This window comes from Anoxybacillus sp. P3H1B (assembly GCF_001560855.1).
In the GTDB taxonomy this organism is placed as follows: domain Bacteria; phylum Bacillota; class Bacilli; order Bacillales; family Anoxybacillaceae; genus Anoxybacteroides; species Anoxybacteroides rupiense.
In genome coordinates this window covers 180,868-204,116 of the sequence record NZ_LPUG01000028.1, presented here as the reverse complement: position 1 = coordinate 204,116, position 23,249 = coordinate 180,868, and the positions used below count along the sequence as shown (strand labels likewise).

At 42.5% G+C, this 23,249-nt stretch carries 19 protein-coding genes; 17 read left to right on the top strand and 2 right to left on the bottom strand.

Going from position 1 to position 23,249, the window contains the following annotated elements; all coding sequences use genetic code 11:
• Window positions 1-3: 3 nt before the first annotated feature.
• The 8 genes from walK to AT864_RS16225 all read left to right on the top strand — a co-directional run bounded on the left by walK (window position 4) and on the right by AT864_RS16225 (window position 7,916).
• Window positions 4-1,833 carry a cell wall metabolism sensor histidine kinase WalK gene (gene walK / locus AT864_RS16255; RefSeq protein ID WP_066150792.1) on the top strand — a complete coding sequence of 610 codons (1,830 nt, stop codon included), beginning with the start codon at window positions 4-6 and terminating at the stop codon, window positions 1,831-1,833.
• Entirely contained in the window at window positions 1,814-3,160 is a 1,347-nt protein-coding gene (locus AT864_RS16250) for a YycH family regulatory protein (protein WP_066150789.1), read from the top strand. The genes walK and AT864_RS16250 overlap by 20 nt, the downstream gene beginning before the upstream one ends.
• The gene (locus tag AT864_RS16245) at window positions 3,147-3,932 is read left to right on the top strand and encodes a two-component system regulatory protein YycI (RefSeq protein WP_044745203.1); all 786 of its coding nucleotides are present in this window, start codon (window positions 3,147-3,149) and stop codon (window positions 3,930-3,932) included. Before AT864_RS16250 ends, AT864_RS16245 begins: the two co-directional genes overlap by 14 nt.
• A gap of 8 nt (window positions 3,933-3,940) precedes the next feature.
• Complete coding sequence (locus tag AT864_RS16240; RefSeq protein ID WP_044745204.1) at window positions 3,941-4,729, top strand: MBL fold metallo-hydrolase; 789 nt, start codon at window positions 3,941-3,943, stop codon at window positions 4,727-4,729.
• 113 nt (window positions 4,730-4,842) lie between these two features.
• Complete coding sequence (locus tag AT864_RS16235; RefSeq protein WP_066150864.1) at window positions 4,843-6,057, top strand: S1C family serine protease; 1,215 nt, start codon at window positions 4,843-4,845, stop codon at window positions 6,055-6,057.
• 96 nt (window positions 6,058-6,153) lie between these two features.
• The gene (locus AT864_RS17760; protein ID WP_082741719.1) at window positions 6,154-6,309 is read left to right on the top strand and encodes a CxxH/CxxC protein; all 156 of its coding nucleotides are present in this window, start codon (window positions 6,154-6,156) and stop codon (window positions 6,307-6,309) included.
• Window positions 6,310-6,392: 83 nt separating this feature from the next.
• Entirely contained in the window at window positions 6,393-6,872 is a 480-nt protein-coding gene (gene rlmH, locus AT864_RS16230; RefSeq protein WP_066150786.1) for a 23S rRNA (pseudouridine(1915)-N(3))-methyltransferase RlmH, read from the top strand.
• A gap of 144 nt (window positions 6,873-7,016) precedes the next feature.
• Complete coding sequence (locus AT864_RS16225) at window positions 7,017-7,916, top strand: PhzF family phenazine biosynthesis protein (RefSeq protein WP_066150783.1); 900 nt, start codon at window positions 7,017-7,019, stop codon at window positions 7,914-7,916.
• On the opposite strand, the gene AT864_RS16220 is transcribed toward AT864_RS16225, so the two are convergent.
• The gene (locus tag AT864_RS16220; protein ID WP_066150780.1) at window positions 7,882-8,757 is read right to left on the bottom strand and encodes a LysR family transcriptional regulator; all 876 of its coding nucleotides are present in this window, start codon (window positions 8,755-8,757) and stop codon (window positions 7,882-7,884) included. The genes AT864_RS16225 and AT864_RS16220 overlap by 35 nt on opposite strands.
• Before the next feature lie 733 nt (window positions 8,758-9,490).
• On the opposite strand from AT864_RS16220, the gene AT864_RS16215 reads away from it, so the two are divergent.
• The 8 genes from AT864_RS16215 to AT864_RS16180 all read left to right on the top strand — a co-directional run bounded on the left by AT864_RS16215 (window position 9,491) and on the right by AT864_RS16180 (window position 19,403).
• Entirely contained in the window at window positions 9,491-9,955 is a 465-nt protein-coding gene (locus AT864_RS16215) for a MarR family winged helix-turn-helix transcriptional regulator (RefSeq protein WP_044745170.1), read from the top strand.
• A 27-nt stretch (window positions 9,956-9,982) separates the two neighbouring features.
• Window positions 9,983-11,500 carry an MDR family MFS transporter gene (locus tag AT864_RS16210; RefSeq protein WP_369815660.1) on the top strand — a complete coding sequence of 506 codons (1,518 nt, stop codon included), beginning with the start codon at window positions 9,983-9,985 and terminating at the stop codon, window positions 11,498-11,500.
• Window positions 11,501-11,794: 294 nt separating this feature from the next.
• Window positions 11,795-12,817 (top strand): ATP-binding cassette domain-containing protein, encoded by a 1,023-nt coding sequence (locus AT864_RS16205; protein WP_066150775.1) that lies wholly within the window; start codon window positions 11,795-11,797, stop codon window positions 12,815-12,817.
• Window positions 12,814-13,629 carry an ABC transporter permease gene (locus AT864_RS16200; RefSeq protein ID WP_066150771.1) on the top strand — a complete coding sequence of 272 codons (816 nt, stop codon included), beginning with the start codon at window positions 12,814-12,816 and terminating at the stop codon, window positions 13,627-13,629. The genes AT864_RS16205 and AT864_RS16200 overlap by 4 nt, the downstream gene beginning before the upstream one ends.
• Window positions 13,630-14,002: 373 nt before the next feature.
• Entirely contained in the window at window positions 14,003-15,091 is a 1,089-nt protein-coding gene (locus AT864_RS16195) for a DUF1611 domain-containing protein (protein WP_066150768.1), read from the top strand.
• On the top strand, window positions 15,088-16,200 hold the full coding sequence (locus AT864_RS16190; RefSeq protein ID WP_197431032.1) for an alanine/ornithine racemase family PLP-dependent enzyme: 1,113 nt from the start codon (window positions 15,088-15,090) through the stop codon (window positions 16,198-16,200). Before AT864_RS16195 ends, AT864_RS16190 begins: the two co-directional genes overlap by 4 nt.
• Window positions 16,201-16,662: 462 nt before the next feature.
• A complete protein-coding gene (locus tag AT864_RS16185; protein WP_066150766.1) occupies window positions 16,663-17,805 on the top strand; it encodes a glycerate kinase in 1,143 nt (380 codons plus the stop codon).
• 146 nt (window positions 17,806-17,951) lie between these two features.
• Window positions 17,952-19,403 (top strand): sodium:alanine symporter family protein, encoded by a 1,452-nt coding sequence (locus AT864_RS16180; RefSeq protein ID WP_066150763.1) that lies wholly within the window; start codon window positions 17,952-17,954, stop codon window positions 19,401-19,403.
• Between the two features lie 163 nt (window positions 19,404-19,566).
• Here AT864_RS16180 and AT864_RS16175 read toward each other — a convergent pair whose 3' ends face one another.
• On the bottom strand, window positions 19,567-21,096 hold the full coding sequence (locus AT864_RS16175; protein WP_066150760.1) for an FAD-dependent oxidoreductase: 1,530 nt from the start codon (window positions 21,094-21,096) through the stop codon (window positions 19,567-19,569).
• Window positions 21,097-21,273: 177 nt separating this feature from the next.
• Here AT864_RS16175 and AT864_RS16170 point away from each other — a divergent pair, with 177 nt between their 5' ends.
• Window positions 21,274-22,659, top strand: a complete 1,386-nt coding sequence (locus AT864_RS16170) for an ATP-binding protein (protein ID WP_066150756.1) — start codon at window positions 21,274-21,276, stop codon at window positions 22,657-22,659.
• Window positions 22,660-23,249 lie beyond the last annotated feature (590 nt).

Here is a 23,249-nt window from a genome sequence, read left to right as displayed (position 1 = left end):
ATCATGAAAAAAGTAGGCCCATTTCGTTCGATTCATTTTAAGTTTGTGCTGATTTATGTCTTATTAATTCTCGTTGCGATGCAAATTATCGGTGTGTACTTTGTGAGAGAATTGGAAACACAGCTTGTTCAAAGCTTTAAAACTTCGCTGAATGAGCGAATCACATTGCTTGCTTATAACGTAGATCAAGCAATGAACAAAGACCGAGATGCTAAAAGTCCAACATTGGAAGAAGAAATTCGCTCCCTTCTTCATGATTTTGTCTCGCAGGATATTTCAGAAGTCAGTGTTATTGATGATAAAAGCAAGGTGCTGGCTACTTCCAATCCTTATATGCAAAACATTGTCGGAAAACGGACAACGGAAATTTTTGTCAAGCGGGCGCTTGTGACGGGCGAAATGGTTGACCGAGCATTCATTGACCAGAAAACGGGCCATCGGATGTATATTTCTGCCACTCCGATTAAGATGAATAATGAAATTAAAGGAGCCATCTATGTGATTGCATCTATGGAAAATGTATTTTCACAGATGCGGCAAATCAACAAGATCTTTGCTACCGGGACAGGAATTGCCCTAGCTATTACAGCGGTACTAGGGATTTTGCTAGCTCGTACGATCACCCGGCCCATTTCTGATATGCGCAGACAGGCATTAGCCATGGCAAAAGGCAATTTTTCAAGAAAAGTAAAAGTATATGGATATGATGAAATTGGCCAGCTCGCCATGACATTTAATAATTTAACGAAGAAGCTAGAGGAGGCGCAGGCCACAACAGAAGGAGAACGGCGCAAATTAGCTCTTGTGCTTACGCATATGACAGATGGCGTTATTGCGACGGATCGCCGTGGCAAGATTATTTTGATTAACGATGCGGCGCTCAATATTTTAAATGTTTCACGTGAAACAGTGCTTTCCAGCTCGATTGTTGATGTGCTTGGATTGGAGGATCAGTATACATTTGAAACATTAATTGAAGAAGGAGATTCGCTCATTTTGGACTTTAGTACGGAGGAGGAGCTTTATATTTTGCGCGCCTCCTTGTCTGTGATTCAAAAGGAAACAGGATTTGTCAACGGTTTGATCGTTGTACTGCACGATATTACAGAACAAGAAAAAATCGATCAAGAGCGAAGAGAATTTGTAGCTAACGTTTCACACGAGCTAAGAACGCCACTAACAACGATGAAAAGCTATTTGGAGGCGTTGGGAGAAGGATTATGGAGAGATGAACAGATTGCTCCACGTTTTATTGAAGTAACACAGACAGAAACGGAACGAATGATTCGATTAGTCAATGATCTGTTGCGGCTTTCGAAATTAGATAGTAAAGACTATAAGCTAAATAAATCTTGGGTTAATTTCTCGAGATATTTTCATAAGGTGATTGATCGTTTTGAATTGACGAAAAACGAAAATATAACGTTTATTCGCAAAATCCCTGACGAAGCGATCTTTGTTGAAATTGATGAAGATAAAATTACGCAAGTACTTGATAATATTATTTCAAATGCATTAAAGTATTCTCCTCAAGGCGGTAATATTACATTTCGTGTAAAAGAGCTGAATAATGAAATTTTAGTCAGCGTAACAGATGAGGGAGTTGGTATTCCTAAATCTGATCTCGCTAAAGTATTTGACCGTTTTTATCGCGTGGATAAGGCGCGCTCTCGCAAGCTAGGTGGAACAGGGCTTGGATTAGCGATTGCCAAAGAGGTCGTTGTTGCCCATGGCGGGAACATTTGGGCAAAAAGCCAAGAGCATAAAGGAACGACCATTTTCTTTACATTACCGTTGGAACGGATTCAAGAGGATGAATGGGATGAGGTATGAAACAGCGAAAACGATTGTGTTGACGGTTTTGGTGTTAACAAGCATTTTGTTTACATGGGGGCTATGGACCTATCACCCAAAATATGATGTGATCCAAAATGGTGAATACGTCCAAAACGTATCTGTCAGTAATGCGCAAGTAGATCCATCGATGATTGTACGTCCTTCGCAAATATTGATTCATAAAAATGCAGCTCATTACGGATTGATAGAAGAAACGGAAATAAATAAATTGTTTAAAAACATGAAAAAGTGGACGTTTGATGATTTTGAGAATGTTTCCTCAACGGTATCCAAAGAAAGCTTTTTGTCTTTTATTCATGGAAGAGGGAAAATAGAAATTATTTACCCTGACGAAATTCCAATGAATATTTATCAAACCATTTTTCAAATTGACGATCGAGGGCTAGATAGTATTGGCTTTGATACGATCATCATTCCTGTAGAAAAACATTCAAGTCTTACGGTTTATTTTGTCTCTACAGAACGCCGTAAAATATACAAGGCTACGGCCAAGGATGTTCCATTTGAAGAAATCAATCAGTTATATGAACATACGGAGAAGCTACCGCGTTATTTTGCTTACAACGTAAGTGAAACAAAAACGTTGTTTCTACCAGAAAAAGAAATGACAATGGATCGTTTGCAATATTATACAGATGAGCTTGATACAGATAAATTTAAAGAGGCCTTATTTAGTGATCCGAGCTTCGTAAAAAAGGACATCTTGACATTTGGAGAGGAATATACAGATGGATCGCGGCTGATGGATGTTGACTTTTTGCAAAAGCTGCTTTTATATGTAAATCCAGCGGCTAAATATACAATTGGGCCATCCAGTGAAGAAAGCGCATCCTTGATTCAAAAAAGTATTGATTTTGTCAATGAGCATGGCGGTTGGACCGACATGTACCACTTTGTCCAATGGGATCGTGAAGAACGAAAAGTTGTCTTTCGTCTTTTTGTGAACAATCATCCCGTTTTCAATAACTATGGAATGTCAGAGATTGTTCAAATTTGGGGAGCAGCTGAAATCAACAAATACCAACGTCCGCTATTTCGCCTCGAAATTCCAGATCGCACAAGCGTACCAGTTCAACTACAGTCCGGACGGCAAGTGATTCAACAGCTGGAAAAAATAAAAGGCTTTAAAAAGGAATTGCTGACGGAGGTCACGTTAGGATATGAGCTTGTGAAAGATCAAGAAAGAGAAAAGGTGGTTGTATTAGAGCCGGATTGGTTTTATTTATATAATGGAACATGGAAAAAGTTCTCTGATGATGACTCAGACGAGATGAGGGGAGGCAATGCTGTTGGATTGGAATAAAACAAAGACGATTTTTATTATTACTTTCCTCATCCTGGATCTTTTTTTAGGGTATCAGTTTATCCAAAAACGCAACAGCAGCCAATTAGATGTTCTTTTAGAAGAGACCATTGAAGAACAGTTAGCAGCGAACGGCATCACGTATGTAGATATACCAAAAGAAATTAAAAAGGCCTCCTATGTTAGCGGTAAAAGCAAGATCTTTACTCGAGATGAAATTGCCAAATTAAAGAATCAAAAAATCACAGCAAGCAACCAATCCGTGCTACAAGCAACCTTTATCCATCCGGTAGCTATTGGCGATTTTGAAGATGCTTACAGTTTAAATCAATTTTTGCAGCAAAACATTATTCATGGGAAGGATTACGCGTTTTGGGAATATGATAATAAATCGAAAACGATTACTTGTTATCAAAAATATAACCGCAGAATGATTTATAAAAATTCAAGCGGCAAGCTGCTGCTGCACTTAAATGAGAAAAATGAAGTCGTCTCATATGAACAAACGCTATTGGACGATCTAGAGGAATATGATAAAAAGCAAGAAATTATTCCGGCGATTAAAGCGATCGAAACATTGTATAAAAAAGATTATTTAAAGCCGAAGGACCGAGTGACGAAAATTGAGATCGGATATTATGGGCTTGTGCAATTTACGGCTTCACAAGTGTTAACACCAACATGGCACATTGTAGTGAATGAAAAGAAAGATTATTTTATTCATGGCTTTGAAGGACAGATCATTAACGATAAAGGAAATGTGTTGGAGTGAATAAGATGATGCAGTTTAGCGTCCTGGCAAGCGGCAGTACAGGAAATGCTTTTTATATTGAAACAGAAAAGCAGCGCTTACTTGTAGATGCGGGACTTAGCGGTAAACAAATGGAGGAGCTCTTTAAGCAAATCGAACGTTCTCCGCAAAATTTGACCGCGATTTTGGTCACGCATGAACATAGTGATCATATTAAAGGACTAGGAATCATGGCGAGAAAATATCAGCTACCGATTTATGCCAATGAAAAAACATGGAGGGCCATGGAAGGGTTAATAGGTGACATTCCGACAGAACAAAAATTTATCTTTCCATTAGGGGATGTCCGTTCGTTTGGTGATTTAGATGTCGAGTCATTTGGAGTATCCCACGATGCAGCAGAGCCGATGTTTTATGTGTTCCATCATGATGGCAAGAAGCTCGCGTTAATTACTGATACAGGATATGTGAGCGATCGAATGAAAGGAACGATTCAACATGCCGATGTCTTTGTGTTTGAAAGTAACCATGATGTCGAAATGCTTCGGATGGGGCGCTATCCTTGGAGCATTAAACGACGCATTTTGAGCGATGTCGGACACGTGTCTAATGAAGATGCGGCACTGGCCTTGACCGATGTCATTGGCGATCAAACAAAGAGAATTTATTTGGCCCATTTAAGCCAAGATAATAACATGAAAGAACTCGCTCGAATGACAGTTGAACAAACATTAGAAAATCGGGGATTTGGGGTCGGACAACAGTTTGAAATTTGCGATACGGACCCGAAAGTGCCAACCAAGCTGGTGTATGTTTAACATTGATTTTGCAAAGGATGGACTATTGCCATTGAAAATGGATTTTTGTTAAAAGCGGGCAGTATAATAGAAAGAGGCACGACCTTTGAATGGAAAGGATTGGTGAGTCGCACGTGGGATATTATGATGATCATTATGGGGAGTATCGTCAAAAGCGGAAAGGCAACCGCAGAGGTGCATTTTTTTCCGGACTGGTTGGTGCGATTTTAGGAGCATTGTTGGTGACCTTTTCGATTCCTGCGCTATCAAGGTGGGATGTACTCCCGTATAATGTAACACCAAAGCAAGGAGAAGAACAAACGGGGGAACCGGGCCATTATCCAACGGTTCAAAAAAACGTCTCCGTCAATGTTACTTCTCAAGTGACAAAAGCGATTGATAAGGCATCTGATGCGGTGGTCGGCGTCGTAAACATTCAAGAAGCCAGCTTTTGGTCTGAAGGTGGTGAAGCTGGTACAGGCTCAGGCGTCATTTACAAAAAAGCGGATGGAAAAGCCTTCGTTGTTACAAATAATCATGTTGTCGAAGGCGCCAGCCAATTGGAAGTGAGCTTAAAAGACGGGACGCGGGTGCCAGCGAAACTGTTAGGCACCGATGCATTAACAGATTTAGCCGTTCTTGAAATCAATGCCCAAAAGGTTGGGAATGTAGCTGAGTTTGGAAATTCTGATGCCGTGACGCTAGGAGAACCAGTAATAGCGATTGGGAATCCGCTCGGCCTGCAATTTGCAGGATCTGTTACCGAAGGGATCATCTCAGGAAAAAACCGGACCATCGAAGTGGACTTGGATCAAGATGGATTGCCGGATTGGAATGCGGAAGTATTACAAACAGACGCTGCCATTAATCCTGGAAACAGCGGCGGAGCCCTTGTTAATATTGAAGGGCAAGTGATCGGCATTAATTCAATGAAAATTGCCCAAGAAGAAGTTGAAGGAATCGGCTTTGCGATCCCGATTAATTTTGCCCGCCCTATTATCGCGGATTTAGAACAATATGGACAAGTGCGCCGCCCTTATATGGGAGTCGAGCTTCGTTCGCTAAGTGATATTTCGTCCTACCATTTACAAGAAACGCTGCATTTGCCGCCTGATATTACTGAAGGAGTAGCGATTATTCAAGTAAGACCAGGGTCTCCGGCAGATCGTGCAGGACTTAGACAATTTGATGTCATCATTGCATTAGATGATCAAAAGGTGAGCGACGTACTTGACCTTAGAAAGTACCTGTATACGAAAAAAGCCATTGGCGATAACATGAAAGTGACCTTTTATCGCAATGGGAAAAAGGAAACTGTGACCATGAAGCTTACGAAAGAATCGCTTTAAGGGGAAAGAATCTATCAAGCAGGCCCAAAGAAAACAAGGAGCGGAATAGGACGCTCCTGTTTTCTTTGTCCACAAGTGGATAAAGGGGAGAGAACGATGATTATGTGTTGTGAAGAACATATGGAGCTGGCCATCGATGTGTATGTGGATAATCATGAAAAAGCGCCAGAAATTTATCCTTTACCTGTGGATAAGTATGATGGAATATGCGAATATTGTTCTCGTCAAGCCGTATATATAGTGGGGAACTAATGTTTCTGCACAATATGTGGATAGATGCTGTGTATATGTGGATAAATTTTGTTGATAGTATGTTTATAAAGTGGGGATGACTTGTGAATATAACGGTTTTATCGGTAGGGAAATTAAAAGAAAAATATTTAAAGCAAGGTATTGAAGAATATGTGAAAAGGCTGTCTGGGTATGCGAAAATGGAAATCATTGAAGTCGCTGATGAAAAAGCGCCGGAGAATTTAAGCGACCAAGAAATGAAGCAAATCAAAGAGAAGGAAGGTGAGCGGATTTTAGCCAAAATCTCAGATGATATGCACGTCATTGCTTTGGCGATTGATGGGAAGATGAAGTCATCTGAAGAATTTGCCATCCATTTAGATAAGCTAGCCACCTATGGTACGAGCAAAATCGCTTTCGTAATTGGAGGCTCGCTCGGATTAAGTGAAAAGGTAATGAAGCGGGCCAATGAATCACTTTCTTTTTCAAAAATGACCTTCCCGCACCAGCTGATGCGGCTTATTCTTCTTGAACAAATTTACCGCGCGTTCCGGATTAATCGTGGAGGACCGTATCATAAATAGCGATAAAGCAAAAAAAGAACGGCTTAGATAGGAAAGCAGGGTATAACCTCTGGTTATCACTCGATAACAAAGATGTATTTCATGTGGGTATACTAAATGCGGTATGATGACAAGTGAACACGATTAGAAGGGAGCATGATTTCCATGAAGCAAATTCCTGTATACCACGTGGATTCGTTTACGAGCGAACAATTCGGAGGGAATCCTGCCGGTGTAGTTATTGATGAAGTCGGATTGGATGATCAAACGATGCAAAACATCGCTCGGGAACTGAATTTATCGGAGACAGCCTTTCTATTTCGAACCGAGGAGGGAGCAGCAGATTTTCGCGTGTGGTATTTCACCCCAACTACAGAAATTGATTTTTGTGGTCACGCAACTGTAGCATCCGCTTGGATTCTGGCTACTGAATACGGTTGGGCAGATAAAGCGGATAAAGTCGTCTTCGAAACGAACAATGGACCCGTACCGGTTGAATGGGCAAAGCAGGACGGAAAATTGGAAGCTGTCACGATGACGTTGGTTACGCCAAAGGTGCGTGACACAAAACTAAGTATGAACGAAGCAGCGAGAATGGTGGGGATCCCTGTTGAAGAAGTAGATGATCGCTATCCTATTCGGGAAGCGTTTGCGGGAAACTGGCATCTGCTCATTCCCGTCAAATCGCGGGCAGCGATTAATGCAGCACAACCACAACTCGACGATCTCGATGCAGCCAATCGGGCCAGTGGGATAAGTACCACGCACCTCTTCACTTTTGATGCGAAAGAGGGATACGACCTCTATACCCGTGATTTTGCTCCTGCGGTAGGAATTGAGGAAGATCCTGTTACGGGCGCTGCGAATGGGGCGTTGGCAGGATACCTCTACTTGGAAGGCATCCTAGAACCAAACCGCAGCCATCAACTGACGATCGGTCAAGGGGATGCAGTCAGTCGTCCGGGAACATTATTCGCTGAGATTGAACCATCCACCCCTGCACCAGTCATTCGTATCGGTGGAAGATCCGTTAAGACCATTGCGGGGGTGCTTCACTTGAGATAAAGGGTAGCGTGGATAACGCCTCCATTAGTCGATTAAAGATATCATTGGATCGAGCAAGCAAGTGAATCGTGCGCTTGAAATACTGGTTTTCAATCGGTTTATAGACGATTTGATGATGGGTGACACTGGCAGCCATCATTTTGGGAATAAACGCGATTCCCTCCATGCTCACGGCATATGCCAATAACGATTCAAATAGGCCATGGACTAATGTGATTTCCGGTTTTAGCCCTAACTTACGAAACTCCAGTTCAAAGTAATCTCTGCTGTCACAAGCTGTTTGTTGCAAGATGACGTTTGTTTGGTTGAAATCGCTTAAACGAATCTCCGTTTGTTGAGAAAGCGGATGCCCGATTGGAACGGCGGCCAGATACGTTTCTTCAAATAATCGTGTTTGGCGCATCGTGCCTGACTGAGGACGATCTTGAATAATGGCGGCATCCGCTTCTCCCGCTTCTATCAATTCTACCAGCTCCGCACTCGTGTTTTTCACAATTGGGATCAGGCGCAAAAATGGCAAACGAGAAACCAATTCCGGAAGATAGTATGTCCCAATGCTTGGGAGTACGCCCAGACGGATTTCCTCCGGTTCTGTAAACGCTCTTAAAATGGCATCTAATTGGTTAACCAAGGGAGCCAATTGTTGATACAATTGCTCCCCTTTGTGTGTCAACTGTACCCCATTTGACGTTCGCTCGAACAAGGTGATTTGCAGTTGGTTTTCCAGCAAGGCGATTTGCTTGCTTAATGCCGGTTGCGAGACATACATGGCCTCTGCGGCTTTCGAGAAGCTCTTAAACTTGGCCGCAGCCAGAAAATAACGCAACTGTTGTAGGTTCATTTATCCCACCTCAATCACTCGCGGTTGTTCCTTTCATTATACACTTCCTATTTGCGTATTCAAAAATTTTAAATAAAAGCTGTGGAGGAACGGAACTTCAAAAATAGAGGGAAGCTATGGCGCCAACACAAAGCTCAAGTATTTAACCGATATGATCCATATCAAATGAACATGGACGGGGGAGTGAAATGATCAATGAGGGCATTTCGCCGCTTAATGTGATAGTAGAGCTTTGATAAAGTTCATCGGTTTTCACAGGCTCCCCAGCGGTAATAACAAGAGAAGATTTCCTGGGGAACATTCGCAAACTGCCCATGAATAATAGATCAGCCCAATAATTCTTTAATATGGATAAAGCTGTCCAGGGACTCTATCCACTCCCTGGATTTTTGTTGCATGAAATTTATGCTGAAACAGATGGCTCCCATAGATCAAATTATACGTCTTGCTTTCCGGCCGTGGGTTTTTATAAATACTGTTTCGTTTACAATTGATACATCATAAAGGCAACAGCTGAATCGATATTATCATGGGTTTTCCATGATAATAAGCCTTATCAGATGGCGCTCTAAACTTGGTCTGAGCATTTTGTAGAATGTGCCGCTAGTTTCCCATTACGTTTGACATTCTTACTGTCTCATCTATATAATTCTCTTATTCATTAAGATAATTAGGTGATAAGTATTTAAATAGTGAAATAATTCACTAGTAACATCGTAAAGGAGGGAGTGACATGTCAGAGCAGCCATCAGCCAATAACGATTTCATTCCTTTACTTATTCAGGAATGGAGGAAATTTAGCGCTGCTCTTGTTATATATAATGAAGGAGTTGCCGCTAAGCTTCATTTAAATGCGACAGATTTAAAGTGCAGGGAGCTGCTCAATCAGACGGGCCCCATTACTGCGGGACAACTGGCCCAGCTAACGAACCTTACAACGGGGGCTATTACTGGGGTTATCGACCGGCTTGAAAAAGCGGAGCTTGTGAAACGAGTGCCAGACCCTCAAGATCGCAGACGCGTAATTATCCAGCCTTTGTCTGACCGAGATGGGGAAATAAGGGAATTGTTTAAGCCTTTACACGATTCTCTTTCGCGTCTATTTCAACAGTATAGTGAAGAAGAGTTGCGTTTGATTTTAGATATGTTACTCCATCTTAATGAAATGCCTTGTTTCCAAAAGAGGAGAAAAAATTAACAGATCATAAATAAAAGGGGAATGTCTATGAACTTGCAAGAAAGCAAAGTTGGATTCGTTGTAGTCGGTCTATTATTAGGAATATTAATGGCTTCAATGGATAATACGATTGTATCCGCTTCAATGCCAACCATTGTAGGGGAGCTTAATGGGCTAGATCAATTTATTTGGGTGACTTCGGCATATCTCGTAGCGACGATGGCTAGTATGCCGATTTTTGGGAAATTATCAGACATGTATGGCCGGAAACGGTTCTATTTATTAGGCCTGACTATTTTTGTTATCGGTTCGGCTCTTTGCGGAGCCGCACAGAGCATTGTGCAATTAAGCATTTATCGGGCCATTCAGGGAGTTGGCGGAGGCTCATTAATGCCGATTGCCTTCACCATTATTTTCGATATTTTCCCTCCGGAAAAACGGGGAAAAATGACAGGATTATTTGGCGCTGTGTTTGGTTTATCTAGCGTCATTGGTCCGTTATTAGGCGCATATATTACCGATCAAATTAATTGGCGCTGGATTTTTTATATTAACTTGCCTTTAGGGATTTTATCTTTATTTTTGATTGCTCAGTTTTATAAAGAAACGCTTCAGCTGAAAAAACTTAAAGTTGATTGGTTTGGGGCCCTTACTTTAGTTGGTTCCGTTGTCAGCTTGATGTTTGCGTTAGAGCTTGGCGGGAAAGAGTATGATTGGAATTCTGTCCAAATTATTTCTCTATTTTTGATTTTTGCTGTCCTTTTCGTATCCTTTATCTTGATTGAACGGAAAGTATCAGAGCCGATCATTTCATTCAGCTTATTCAAAAGACAGCTCTTTGCAGCAACACAAGCCGTGGCATTTTTTTATGGGGCCGCCTTTATTATTACAACGGTCTTAATTCCTCTTTTTGTTCAGTCTGTATACGGAGGAACGGCCACTAACTCGGGGATTATTTTAATTCCGATGATGCTTGGCTCAGTGGTGGGAAGCCAAGTGGCGGGCCGATCTGTGAGATGGTTCAGCTATCGTAGCATTATGCTTGTTTCTGTTGTTTTATTTTTTATGGGCATGTTTCTATTAAGCACATTAGATGTCAATACGGCCCGCTCCACTGTGACGATTTTTATGATTATAGCCGGCCTTGGCATGGGCTGCTCCTTCTCTTTGTTAAGTATGGCAACACAGCATAAGATCGAACCGCAAAAACGGGGAATTGCGACATCGACAAATACGTTTTTTAGAACATTAGGAATGACCATTGGAGTGACCATTTTTGGCACGATCCAAAACCATATATTAAAAGGTGATTTAAAAGATGTGTTCGGCCATATGAGCGGATTTGCTGGAAAATTGGATTCAAACACTTTATTATCAGCGGATGTTCAAGCAAAAATACCGCCAGACATCCTTCATAAAATTGCGGATGCGATGGCCAATTCTGTTGCTACCACTTTTAAATGGACATTAGTGCCCATCCTATTAGCATTTATATCCATTGTTTTGATGGGCAAAGAAAGAATGGTAATTCCGGTCAAAGAAAAAAGCGGCGAACAAGTTTCATAATCAGCATCAAAAGGATCAGGGAAAAGCCCCCTGATCCTTTTGATCATTTTAGGAACAGACTTTCTAAAAGATGACTCATTCCATCTTTATACATGGAGAATGTTTCTTGCCGTTTGCTAACGCGACATAAATTAGCTGCTCCCATAAGCAATACAAACGGACGGACGCTTTGGCGGAGAGCATTTTTCCCGTATGGGTATGTACAAGCTCATTATTAGTCATTCATTGTTCATATTCTGTTCATAAACGTGTGTTACCATCAGTCATGTACTCAGTTGTAGAGGAGGAAATGAAATGGGACATATCCAGCGAACAGTGTCAGACAATGGTCATTGGGCTATTGAAGCGCACGGACTTGTTAAAGTTTTTGGCGATAAACGAGCGGTTGATGGAGTTCATCTCAATGTGCGTGCGGGTACGATTTACGGCGTACTTGGGCCGAATGGAGCGGGGAAGACCACGACCGTCCGAATGCTGGCGACCTTGTTGCGGCCGGATGAAGGATCAGCGCGCATTTTTGGCTATGATGTGGTGAAGGAACCGCAAATTGTGCGACAGTTGATTGGAGTGACAGGCCAGTATGCATCGGTGGATGAATCGCTCAGCGCGATCGAAAATTTAGTGATTTTTTCTCGTCTGCTGGGATTAAGCCGCACAGAGGCGCGTCGTAAAGCGGCAGAGCTGCTGGAGGAGTTCGGCTTGACCGAAGCGGCGAAACGCCCGTTGAAGCATTTCTCCGGAGGGATGCGGCGCCGTCTCGATTTAGCCGCAAGCTTGATTGCCCAGCCGCCACTTATTTTCTTAGATGAACCGACTACAGGACTGGATCCGCGCACACGCAATCAAATGTGGGAGACGATTCGTCGCTTAGTAAAGCAAGGCTCAACCGTCCTTTTAACAACCCAGTATTTGCAAGAGGCTGATGAGCTAGCTGACCGAATTGCCGTCATTGACCGCGGTCGAGTGGTTGCTGAGGGAACAGCAGATGAGCTGAAAGCGTCCGTCGGCAGTTCGTCGCTACAGTTGAAAATTCAGCAGGAAACGGATATCGAGAAGGCTTGTCAGACCGTTGAAGGGGTGCTGAAGGTCCGAGCCAATGTGTCATTGGAAACGGGAAAAATTACGGCGCCGATGGCAGACGCCGACCGAGTGACGGATTTGCTGATCGCTCTTCGCGAGGCCGGAATCCATTTAGCTGAGTTAAGTGTTCAGAAACCAACGCTTGATGAGGTCTTTCTCACCATTACTGGACATGGGGTGAAGGAAGACGGGGACATTTTTGCGACATCTAACGAAACAACGGAGGTGGGGATATGAGACATTCTGCTAGCGAGCTCATGGCTAAGCGTCAACTAAAAAGCAGATTAAGCTTTGGCCAGACGGTACGCAACTCGTTGACGATGGCCTATCGGGGTGTCTTGAAGATCCGGCGCACACCGGAGCAATTATTTGATGTCACGCTCCAGCCCATCATCTTTACGTTAATGTTTACCTACATTTTTGGCGGAGCGATTGCGGGAAATGTGCAAAGCTATTTGCCGATTATCATTCCAGGTATTCTTGTGCAGACCGTGATCGGGACATCGATTGTGACGGGGGTTCAATTGCGCGAAGATATGGACAAGGGCGTGTTTGACCGTTTTAAATCACTGCCTATTGCCCGTATTGCTCCACTTGCGGGCGCTCTTTTAGCCGACACCATCCGCTATACCATTGCGACCGTTCTTACCTTTGTGATGGGGTATATCATGGGCTATCGTCCAGAAGGGGGACTAGGTTCTGTCGTCATCGCCGCGGTTTTTGTCATTGTGTGTTCTTGGGCAATCAGCTGGATCTTCGCTTTTTTTGGCGTTATTGCCCGTACGGCTTCAAGCGTACAAGGAATCTCGATGCTTGTGCTGTTTCCTCTTACTTTTCTTTCTAATGCTTTTGTGCCAGTCAAGACAATGCCTGATTGGCTCCAATGGTTTGCGAAGATCAATCCGATCTCACATATTATTACCGCTGTTCGCAATTTAATTAACGCTGGAACCATTGGCTGGGATTTCGCCGTTTCCCTCATCGGCGCCGCAGTCATCGTAGCCATCTTTGCACCTATCACGGTCCGTGTATATATGCGTCAGGCATAAACAGGATATCGTGCGCCCATTCGTGCACGGTATCCTAATAAATCACACTCAACATCATGATCTTGTTTTCCGTGATCATAGAATTCGCTTGGTTATATCAAGCAATGAAATACCAAGCGAAACGGGTACATGCGAGTCAGCGACGAAACAGCTAGAAAAGAGCAAAATAGTTCACATTTTTCATTGAAATGATTTATAATCTTAATTAAGAAACTTCTTCCACGCGAAAATACCTCACCAGCCATAAGACCGTTTTGATGAAGGACATCTTTCTTCCTAAAGGAATGGATGATTACATGACTTCAGGAAGCTGGTAAGGTGTTCTTTTTTATGGAAAAAATTGATTTCACATGAGAAGATGGAGGGATTCTGTATGAAGAAGTACGCCATTGTTTATTGTGAAAATCAATTTGGCTCCATGGATGGAAAAACGGCCAATGGATTAATCCGCAGCTCAGGCTTGTATGACATTACAGCGGTGATTGACAGCACAAAAACAGGAAGGGATTCAGGAGAGTTTTTGGATGGCAAAAGGAATGGGATTCCGATTTGCAAAAACCTTCAAGAGGCCATCGCGGTGTCTAAGCAAAAGCCAAGCTACTTCATCCTCGGTATTGCCCCTGCTGATGCTTTCCTAAAAGAAGGAGAACGAAGAGTCATTATTCAAGCGATGGAAGCCGGAATGAATATCATCAACCCGCTTCAGGAGTTTCTTACAGAAGATGAAGAAATGATGCGTATCGCCAGCCGATGCGGCGTGGAAATCCGTGACATTCGCAAGCCGAAACCAAAAAAAGAGTGGACACTATTTACAGGACAAATATTGCAAATACCGACACCGATTATTGCCGTGTTGGGAACGGATGGGGCATGTGGAAAACGAACCACGGCCATGATCCTTGACAGGGCATTGCAGAAACGCGGCTACCGAACCGCTTTTATCGCAACCGGACAAACAGGGCTGATTCAAGGAGCTTCCTATGGGTTTGCTATGGATGCGTTTCCATTGCAATATATGATTGGCGAACTGGAGCGCGAGATTGTGAGAGCCTATGAAAATGAAAAACCCGATATAATGATTGTCGAAGGACAGGGAGCATTAAGCCATCCTGCCTATGTCAGTTCAGCGGGAGTTTTAAAGGGAGCAAGACCTAAAGCTGTGATTTTGCAGCATCCTCCCAAACGAAAAACGCTAGGGGATTTTCCGTTTATGAAAATGCCGACTGTCCAAAGTGAAATAGATTTAATCGAACATTTCGGCCAAACAAAGGTCATTGCCATCACTTTGAACCACGAAGGAATGTCGGATCAAGAATTGACAAGGACGATAAGAGAGTATGAGCAGAAGTTCCATCTGCCCGTGACAGATGTTTTAAAAATAGGTCCTGATAAAGTAGTCGATCGAATCATTGAATATTTCCCATCATTGCAAAATAAGGCTCAATCTGGGGTGGCGATATGATGAAGGAAATCGCCCCAAGAGTGGAAATCGATCTTAGAAAAATCAAACACAATGCTCAAGTTTTAAAAAAGCTATATGGAGAAAAAGGAATTCAAATTACCGGAGTGGTCAAAGGAGTCGGAGCCAGTCTGGAGATTGCCAAGACGCTTATTGAAAGCGGAATAACCAGCTTGGCGGATACGAAAATCGTCAATCTCAAAAGAATGAGAATGGCTCAATTGAACGCGACATTCATGCTGATCCGAACTCCTGCGTTGAGTGAGATCGAACAAGTGGTTCAATTTGCCGATATGAGCATGAATACCGAGATTGAGGTCATTCGGGCCCTTTCAGCAGAAGCGGTAAAGCAGCATAAGGTGCATTCTGTGATTCTAATGGTAGAAATGGGAGATTTACGTGAAGGAATTATGCCTGAGGATGTCCCAGACTTTATTCGTCAAGTTTTACCGCTTCCGGGAATCCGAATGGCTGGTCTTGGCACTAATTTTGCTTGTTTTGGCGGAATCATTCCAACGGAACAGAAAATGAAGGAATTTTCGGATTTGGTGAAAACCATCCAAAAACAATTTTCATTATTGCTTCCATATGTTTCGGGAGGAAATTCTGCTAACTACCAGTGGTTTAAGAATACGAAAGATGTCGGCATGATGAATCACATTCGGCTTGGAGAATCTATTTTTTTAGGACGAGAAACGGTTCATGGGTCGCCTATTCCAGGGTTATATCAAGATGCCTTTTGCTTAGTGGCAGAGGTCATTGAGTCGAAATGGAAACCGTCGGTACCGTTTGGAGACAGAGGAAGAAACGCGTTTGGAGAAACCGTATCATTTAAGGACAGGGGCATGATCCGCCGCGCGATTGTAGGAATCGGGCGGCAAGATGTACTAGTAAGCGGACTGACTCCTGTAACGCCTGTTGAGATACTCGGTTCCAGCAGCGATCATATCATTCTCGATGCCAAAAGCAGCTCTTTACGTCCAGGAGATGAGGTCAGATTTTCCTTGAATTATGGAGCGATGCTTTCTGTTATGACGTCTCCTTATGTTTATAAAAAGTATTTGCACGCTAGCGAAAAAGATGATAGCTCTGTTAACAGGACATCAGCTTAAGCGTAAGCAAATAAGAGAATCCTTTCTCTCCCCCCTGCACGCAGGAGATGGAACAGCGTACCATGAAAAAGAAGGCGTGCTTCCATTTTTGCGTGCAGGGGAAATTTTATGGCGAAAGTCTATCCATCTAATTGGATGTCTCAACATTTTCTCCTCAAAATAAGTAGGGATGGAGGTCGCGTGATTGGTTATTCGGTTCTCGGTCACGCTGAGGAGTGATCGAGACAAGTCTTTGTGCTTTTGAATGGGGATATATAGCGTCCAACTAGATATTGTTTCTCTTTTCTAAAGATCCGTTATAAGCTTATAGAGAGAGGTATATGAAACAACGGCAAACTGCAACAGCGGTGATGGATGCTGGGAAACTAAGCTGTATATACATAATAGACGTATCCAAAGTGGATGGGGCTGTCATAAGACACTTACATTTTACTCAATGAAAAAAGATGGGGGAGAAAATGGATGAAAATTGTCATTGCGCCTGATTCATTTAAGGAAAGTTTAGCCGCTATCGAGGTCGCTCGTGCGATTGAGAAAGGGTTTCGTGAGGTATTTCCCGAGGCGGAGTATGTATGCATGCCAATGGCTGATGGAGGAGAAGGAACGGTTCAAGCGTTGGTTGCGGCTACGAAAGGCCGGATTGTGGAACGAGAAGTCACAGGACCTTTAGGAGAACCTGTTCAGGCGTGTTTTGGGCTGCTTGGTGATGGAAAAACAGCGGTCATCGAAATGGCAGCCGCCTCAGGCTTGCATTTAGTCCCTAATAACAAACGAAATCCATTGATAACGACAACAAAAGGGACAGGAGAGTTGATCCGGGCCGCTCTTGATGAAGGAGCGAACCACTTGATCATCGGGATCGGCGGAAGCGCGACAAATGACGGAGGAGCAGGAATGGTGCAAGCATTGGGAGGCCGTTTGTTAGATAAACATGGAAAAGACATTGACCCTGGCGGAGGAAATCTTGCTAAGCTTGCATCGATTGACCTTTCCTCATTAGACCCGAGACTGAGCCGGGTTAAAATAGAAGCGGCTTGCGACGTAGTAAATCCGTTAATCGGCCGGCAAGGGGCGGCAGCCGTCTTTGGTCCGCAAAAAGGAGCGACACCGGAAATGGTGCTGCAACTTGAGCAAAATGTGCGTCATTATGCGGATATGATTGAACGAACCGTCGGAAAACGAGTACATGATGTTCCCGGAGCTGGTGCGGCGGGAGGATTAGGAGCGGGCTTACTTGCTTTTTTGAATGCGGAACTAAAACGAGGGATCGACATCGTGCTGAACGCTGTGCAATTCGAGCGACGCATCCGTGGAGCCTCGCTTATTATTACGGGAGAAGGACGCATCGATGGACAGACGATCTACGGAAAGGTGCCAATCGGTGTAGCAAAAGCCGCCAAGTCATATCACATTCCGGTTTTAGCTATAGCGGGTTCGCTGGGAGACGATTGCAGCGCTGTACTATGTCAAGGCATTGATGCCATTTATAGTATTGTTCCTGGCATTATTTCGCTGACGAAAGCAATCGAACAGGCAGAATATTATATAACACAAACAGCGAAAAATATCGCAGTAGCATGCAAAATAGGCATGAATATGAAGTAAAACATCCTGTTTTAAGGATGTTTTTTATTTTGGAGTAAAAATACAGTTAAAAAAATAGTAAATTTATTTTATAATATTTAATGATTCTGTTATTTAACAATATAATTGTTTTTTTTCTGTTATTAAACAAAAAGGGAGGAATTTTCTTGGAGCAGTTTATTGAACGGTTAAATCAGCTGATTTGGAGCCCTGCTCTTATTTATCTTTGCATCGCGGCAGGTTTATTCTACTCGGTGGCCACTCGTTTTTTGCAGTTGAGATACTTAAAGGATATGATAAAGCAAATGTTTGAAGGCCGCAGTTCAGAAGCCGGCATTTCTTCATTTCAGGCGCTGTCGCTTGCGTTATCTGGGCGCGTCGGTACCGGAAACATTGCAGGTGTCGCGACAGCCATTGCTTACGGCGGACCAGGTGCTGTTTTTTGGATGTGGCTAATTGCTTTTTTAGGTGCAGGTTCAGCCTTTGTGGAAGCTGCTTTGGCACAAGTATATAAAGTCAAGCAGGATGGGCAATTTCGCGGCGGGCCCGCCTATTACATTGAAAAAGGCTTAAAAATGAAATGGTATGCGGTCTTGTTTGCAGTTGTTACTGTTTTGGCTACAGGTGTGCTGTTGCCGGGAGTACAAGCGAATAGTATTGCCGCGGGAATGAAAAATGCGTTTGGAGTGAGTCCAATCATAACTGGTATTGGATTGGTGCTGATTTTAGCAACGATTATTTTTGGCGGAGTCAAACGCATTGCACGTGTTGCAGAGTTTGTCGTTCCATTTATGGCACTAGGCTATATTGTCGTTGCTTTGTTTATTGTTTTCTCGAATATGGCTCAGATTCCAAGTGTGCTTGCTTTAATTTTTCGAAGCGCTTTTGGCGCGGATGCCGTATTTGGCGGGATTTTCGGTTCTGCCGTTGCTTGGGGAGTGAAGCGAGGCATTTATTCCAATGAGGCAGGACAAGGTACAGCGCCGCATGCAGCAGCAGCGGCTGAAGTGTCGCATCCGGCCAAACAAGGATTGGTGCAAGCTTTTTCTGTATATATTGATACATGGTTTGTATGTTCTGCCACGGCATTTATGATTTTAATTACTGGGATGTATAATGTGACGCCAGAAGATGCGGCGCCGATTGTTCAAACGCTTGGCAATGTGGAGCCAGGTCCGATTTATACGCAAAAAGCGGTGGAAACCGTCTTCCCTAGCTTGGGTGCCCCATTTGTGGCGATTGCGCTTTTTTTCTTTGCCTTCACCACAATTATGGCTTACTATTATATGGCTGAGACGAATGTTACGTATATTATGAGGAAAATCAACATAAAGTGGCTGCCAATTGCATTAAAGGTGCTTATTTTGTTGATGGTTTTTTATGGAAGTGTTAAAACAGCGGAAATGGCGTGGGCGCTCGGCGATATCGGCGTTGGAAGTATGGCATGGCTCAATATTGTTGCGATTCTTCTTTTATCGAAGACAGCTTTACGAGTGTTTAAAGACTATGAGAATCAGAAAAAAGCTGGGAGGGACCCTGTATTTGATCCAGTCAAATTAGGAATTAAAGACGCGGAGTTTTGGGAAAAAGAGTATCAGTCCTCTGAAAAATCAGCATAAGAAAAGCTGTCCGATCGGACAGCTTTTCTTATGCAATCCAATAATAAGGCTTCTAGCATGAGCGATCCTTTACCTATAAGAGAGAAGTGAGCTCTTAGAAAAGCCGGGTAAAACAATGATGGAATGATATGAGAAAATCATCATGTTTATATACTAGAATCTTTTAATCCAGAGCCTCTTCGCTTATTTTCGTAAGCGGCTGTTGGGCAGGGCCTTCTACGACATCGCCGCAAACCGAAAATCGAGAGCCGTGGCAAGGACAGTCCCATGTGCGATCTCCGCTGTTCCATTCCAGTTCGCAACCCATATGTGTACATGTTGTATCAACGAGAAATAATGAACCGTTCTCATCTTTATACGCCCCTGCCCTCTTCCCGTTTACGAGCACGACAGATCCTTCTCCGTTAGCCAGATCTTGCGGCGTCCGAATGACAGGTTCTATTTTTCCCTCGATAAGGTGTTTTGCGACATCTAAATTTTGTGTAATAAAATGCTTGACGCTTGGATCAGCATAAAAGCGTGACGGTGTGTAAAGGTGATGATAGCGGTTTTCTCGCCCTGTAATGAGATCGGTCAGAAGCAAACCAGCGACCGTTCCATTGGTCATCCCCCATTTTCGGTATCCTGTCGCGACATAAATATTAGGGGTATGGGCTGTCATCGCGCCGATGTATGGAACTTTATCTAATGTCGTTAAGTCTTGGGCAGACCAGCGATAGGGAATCGACGTCACTGGAAACATATCTGAGGCGAAGGATTGAAGAGCCTCATAATGCTGAATGGTAGGGACTCCCTGCCCGGTTTTATGGTTTTCTCCACTCACTAAAAGCAATTTTTCTCCGTTGATTGTGGTGACATAGCGAATCGAACGTTTCGGCTCATCTGCGCTTAAATACATGCCGCCAGGGTAATCTCCCTCTATTTGTACACCGAGAACATAGGAGCGCTCTGCATACATTCGCGAAAAATAAAAGCCACCGTCATAAAAAGGAAAATGGGAACAAACAGCGAGATGCTGGCATGTAATTCGTTTGTTATTGCGTGTAATGACCGTTAATGTATTTCCTTTTTCGACATCTTTTGCAGGAGTCTGCTCATAAATGAGCCCGCCCGACTGTGTGATCTCTTCAATGAGATGCGTTAAATATTTTAAAGGGTGAAATTGTGCTTGCTGTTTCATGACAAGAGCAGCTTTGCTGGGAAGCGGCAGCGGAAGATCTTCCACCAATCCCCCTTTGATTCCAAGCTTTTCATATGCTTTACATTCGTTAATGAGCTTTTGAATAGAGGATGAGGAGTGAGTGTATATGTACGCATCCTCTTCTTTCCAGTCACAGTCAATGTTTTGCTCATGTATGATGGTTTGGATCCATCGCATAGCTTCTGTACAAGCTTCATAATAAAGCTGAGCTTTTTCGGTACCAAGGTGATGAATCAATTCATCGTAAATAAGATCGTGCTGGGCTGTAACTTTTGCGGTTGTATGTCCCGTTGTTCCATTTAGCAATTGGTCGGCCTCAATTAGAGCCACTTTGCTCCCTGCTTTTGTAAGCAAATAAGCAGTCGTAATGCCGGAAATACCGCCTCCGATAATAGCGACATCGACATGGATATCTTCATTTAACGAAGGGAATTCGGGAAGTTTGACAGATGAACGCCAATAAGGCTCAACAGATAATGGAAGAGACTGCACGATTTGTTACCTCCTTCAGTATTTTTGTCCATATACATAAATTTCCTTGAATTTTAAAAATTATCCCTGCCATTTTCTTTTTTTACCATTATCCGCAATACACAAGAAAGGTGATAAAATAAAAAGCATAGGATGCCGGTTTTATTTTTATAAAATAGCATAAGAGGGAGATTGGAAGTGAATAAATATACAAATAATCCGGATGGACATTCACTGGTTATGTCAGACAATTTAATTTTAGAACACTACGGATTGAATGAGTTGAACTTTGAATCAGTGAATCATTATCGCGAAAAATTTGCAGCTGTAAAGCCGCAGCACCCATGGAATGGACTTGAGACAAAAGAATTTTTATACAAAATTGGTGCATGGGGAAAGCTGAGAAACAGCAGTAAAGAAGGCGTCACGGTTGCCGGACTCATCATGTTCAGTGAAGAAAGAATTATTACAGAAGTATTGCCGCAATATTTTCTGGAATATCGCGAAAGCACGGGGGAAATGGAAGCGGCTAACTGGGAAAAACGATTTACTTCTCAAGACGGAACATGGTCTGGCAATGTATACGATTTTTATTTTAAAGTCATGAATCATATGGACAGTAGTCATTCATTTGTACAATCGGCGCTCCATGAAGCGGTTATCAATGCTTTAGTTCATGCTGATTACTCTGGAGAGGGAGGGATTGTCATTGAAAAAGAACGAAATATCGTTCGCCTCTCCAATCCCGGTTTGCTCCGTATTCCAGCTGACTCGGCGTTTTCAAGCGGCATGAGCAATTTACGCAACCCTAATTTATTTAAAATGTTTATTCTAATCGGCCTTTGTAAACGGGCAGGATCTGGATTAAAGCATATTCAATCGATATGGGATGCCCATCAATGGAAGCAGCCTGAATTTATTCAACAGAATCATCCAGAACGCACGTTTTTTACCATGATGTTTTTTCCAGTTGATATTGCAGCAACATATGAAACAGATCACCAAAAAACGATAGAACAGGAACAAGATGAAGGACTAGGCGATTGGATCCATGCAGATATAGATAACTCCATAAATAAAGTTGATAACTTAGTAAATAAGGACTTGAACTTACTAAATAACGACCATAACTCCATAAATAAATCTGGTTACTCTATAGATAAACGCGACTACTCCGTAAATAAACCGGATAACTCTTTAAATAATGTGTTGAACTCCATAAATAAATCTTCGAACTCCGTAAATAAACGGTTAAACTCCGTAAATAAAATGGAGTATATGGATTCGGATATCCATCATGAGGAAATAGATGAACAGCTATGGAAAATAGCTGAACTGGCACGTAAGAAAAAAAGGCTTCATCCAAGCGTCATGGAGCAAATGATTTTACAGCTTTGTGCGCAACGGCCACTGATGTTAAAAGAATTAGCCTATTTATTAGAAAGAACATCTGATGGATTGCGTAATAATTACTTGGCTAAGCTGCTAGAGGAAGGAAAGATTCAATTAAAGTACCCAAATCAGCCCAACCATCCGAGACAAGCCTATATGACGAAACAGCACTCCCGTATAGATGAGATGTAACATCATCCGCCGAGAAATCTCCCACCTCTAACCGAAGTGGAGGTGGGAGAGGTTCATTGTTCTCATCTTTGGATCTTTATTGGAGGTTACTTTTCGTTTCATTCATGTGACCAAGAAGAAACTTTGTTACTTTTCTTTACAAACTCGCTTCGTTTGCTATTCAGCTGTATTATAATCGAAGAAGATCATCGAAATAGTAAAAAAACGAGCCTTTCGCTTCCTTTCAGAAAGGTTCGTTTTTTATTTAGAGGTTAACGTGCTGGCACATTATAAATACAAGATGATTTTCACAGACATCGTTTGCTCAATCTTTCGCTGTGCTTATAAATAAAAAAGAAATCTAGTTGCTCCATGAGTGGAACCTCTCCATAATATTTCATTCTATGTTTATATTGTTGAAAATATTTAGTAAATTTTGTAAGAATAATATTTCGTGATTCGAAATATTGAGTAAAAAAGCCCTAGAAATGAGTATTAGATAGCATTATCCAAAGTATTTTGTGAAAAAAAGTTTTTTCTAGGAAAAAAATAAAGCTTGTTAATTTTGAAAATTCATATTATATTTTTCTTAAAATATAAAAAATTTTTAA

What these genes read in the sequence shown, in the direction of transcription:
- walK (WP_066150792.1), top strand. Translation starts at nt 4, where the DNA reads ATGAAAAAAGTAGGCCCATTTCGTTCGATTCATTTTAAGTTTGTGCTG.
- AT864_RS16250 (WP_066150789.1), top strand. Translation starts at nt 1,814, where the DNA reads ATGAATGGGATGAGGTATGAAACAGCGAAAACGATTGTGTTGACGGTT.
- AT864_RS16240 (WP_044745204.1), top strand. Translation starts at nt 3,941, where the DNA reads ATGCAGTTTAGCGTCCTGGCAAGCGGCAGTACAGGAAATGCTTTTTAT.
- AT864_RS17760 (WP_082741719.1), top strand. Translation starts at nt 6,154, where the DNA reads ATGATTATGTGTTGTGAAGAACATATGGAGCTGGCCATCGATGTGTAT.
- AT864_RS16225 (WP_066150783.1), top strand. Translation starts at nt 7,017, where the DNA reads ATGAAGCAAATTCCTGTATACCACGTGGATTCGTTTACGAGCGAACAA.
- AT864_RS16220 (WP_066150780.1), bottom strand. Translation starts at nt 8,757, where the DNA reads ATGAACCTACAACAGTTGCGTTATTTTCTGGCTGCGGCCAAGTTTAAG.
- AT864_RS16215 (WP_044745170.1), top strand. Translation starts at nt 9,491, where the DNA reads ATGTCAGAGCAGCCATCAGCCAATAACGATTTCATTCCTTTACTTATT.
- AT864_RS16210 (WP_369815660.1), top strand. Translation starts at nt 9,983, where the DNA reads ATGAACTTGCAAGAAAGCAAAGTTGGATTCGTTGTAGTCGGTCTATTA.
- AT864_RS16205 (WP_066150775.1), top strand. Translation starts at nt 11,795, where the DNA reads ATGGGACATATCCAGCGAACAGTGTCAGACAATGGTCATTGGGCTATT.
- AT864_RS16200 (WP_066150771.1), top strand. Translation starts at nt 12,814, where the DNA reads ATGAGACATTCTGCTAGCGAGCTCATGGCTAAGCGTCAACTAAAAAGC.
- AT864_RS16195 (WP_066150768.1), top strand. Translation starts at nt 14,003, where the DNA reads ATGAAGAAGTACGCCATTGTTTATTGTGAAAATCAATTTGGCTCCATG.
- AT864_RS16190 (WP_197431032.1), top strand. Translation starts at nt 15,088, where the DNA reads ATGATGAAGGAAATCGCCCCAAGAGTGGAAATCGATCTTAGAAAAATC.
- AT864_RS16185 (WP_066150766.1), top strand. Translation starts at nt 16,663, where the DNA reads ATGAAAATTGTCATTGCGCCTGATTCATTTAAGGAAAGTTTAGCCGCT.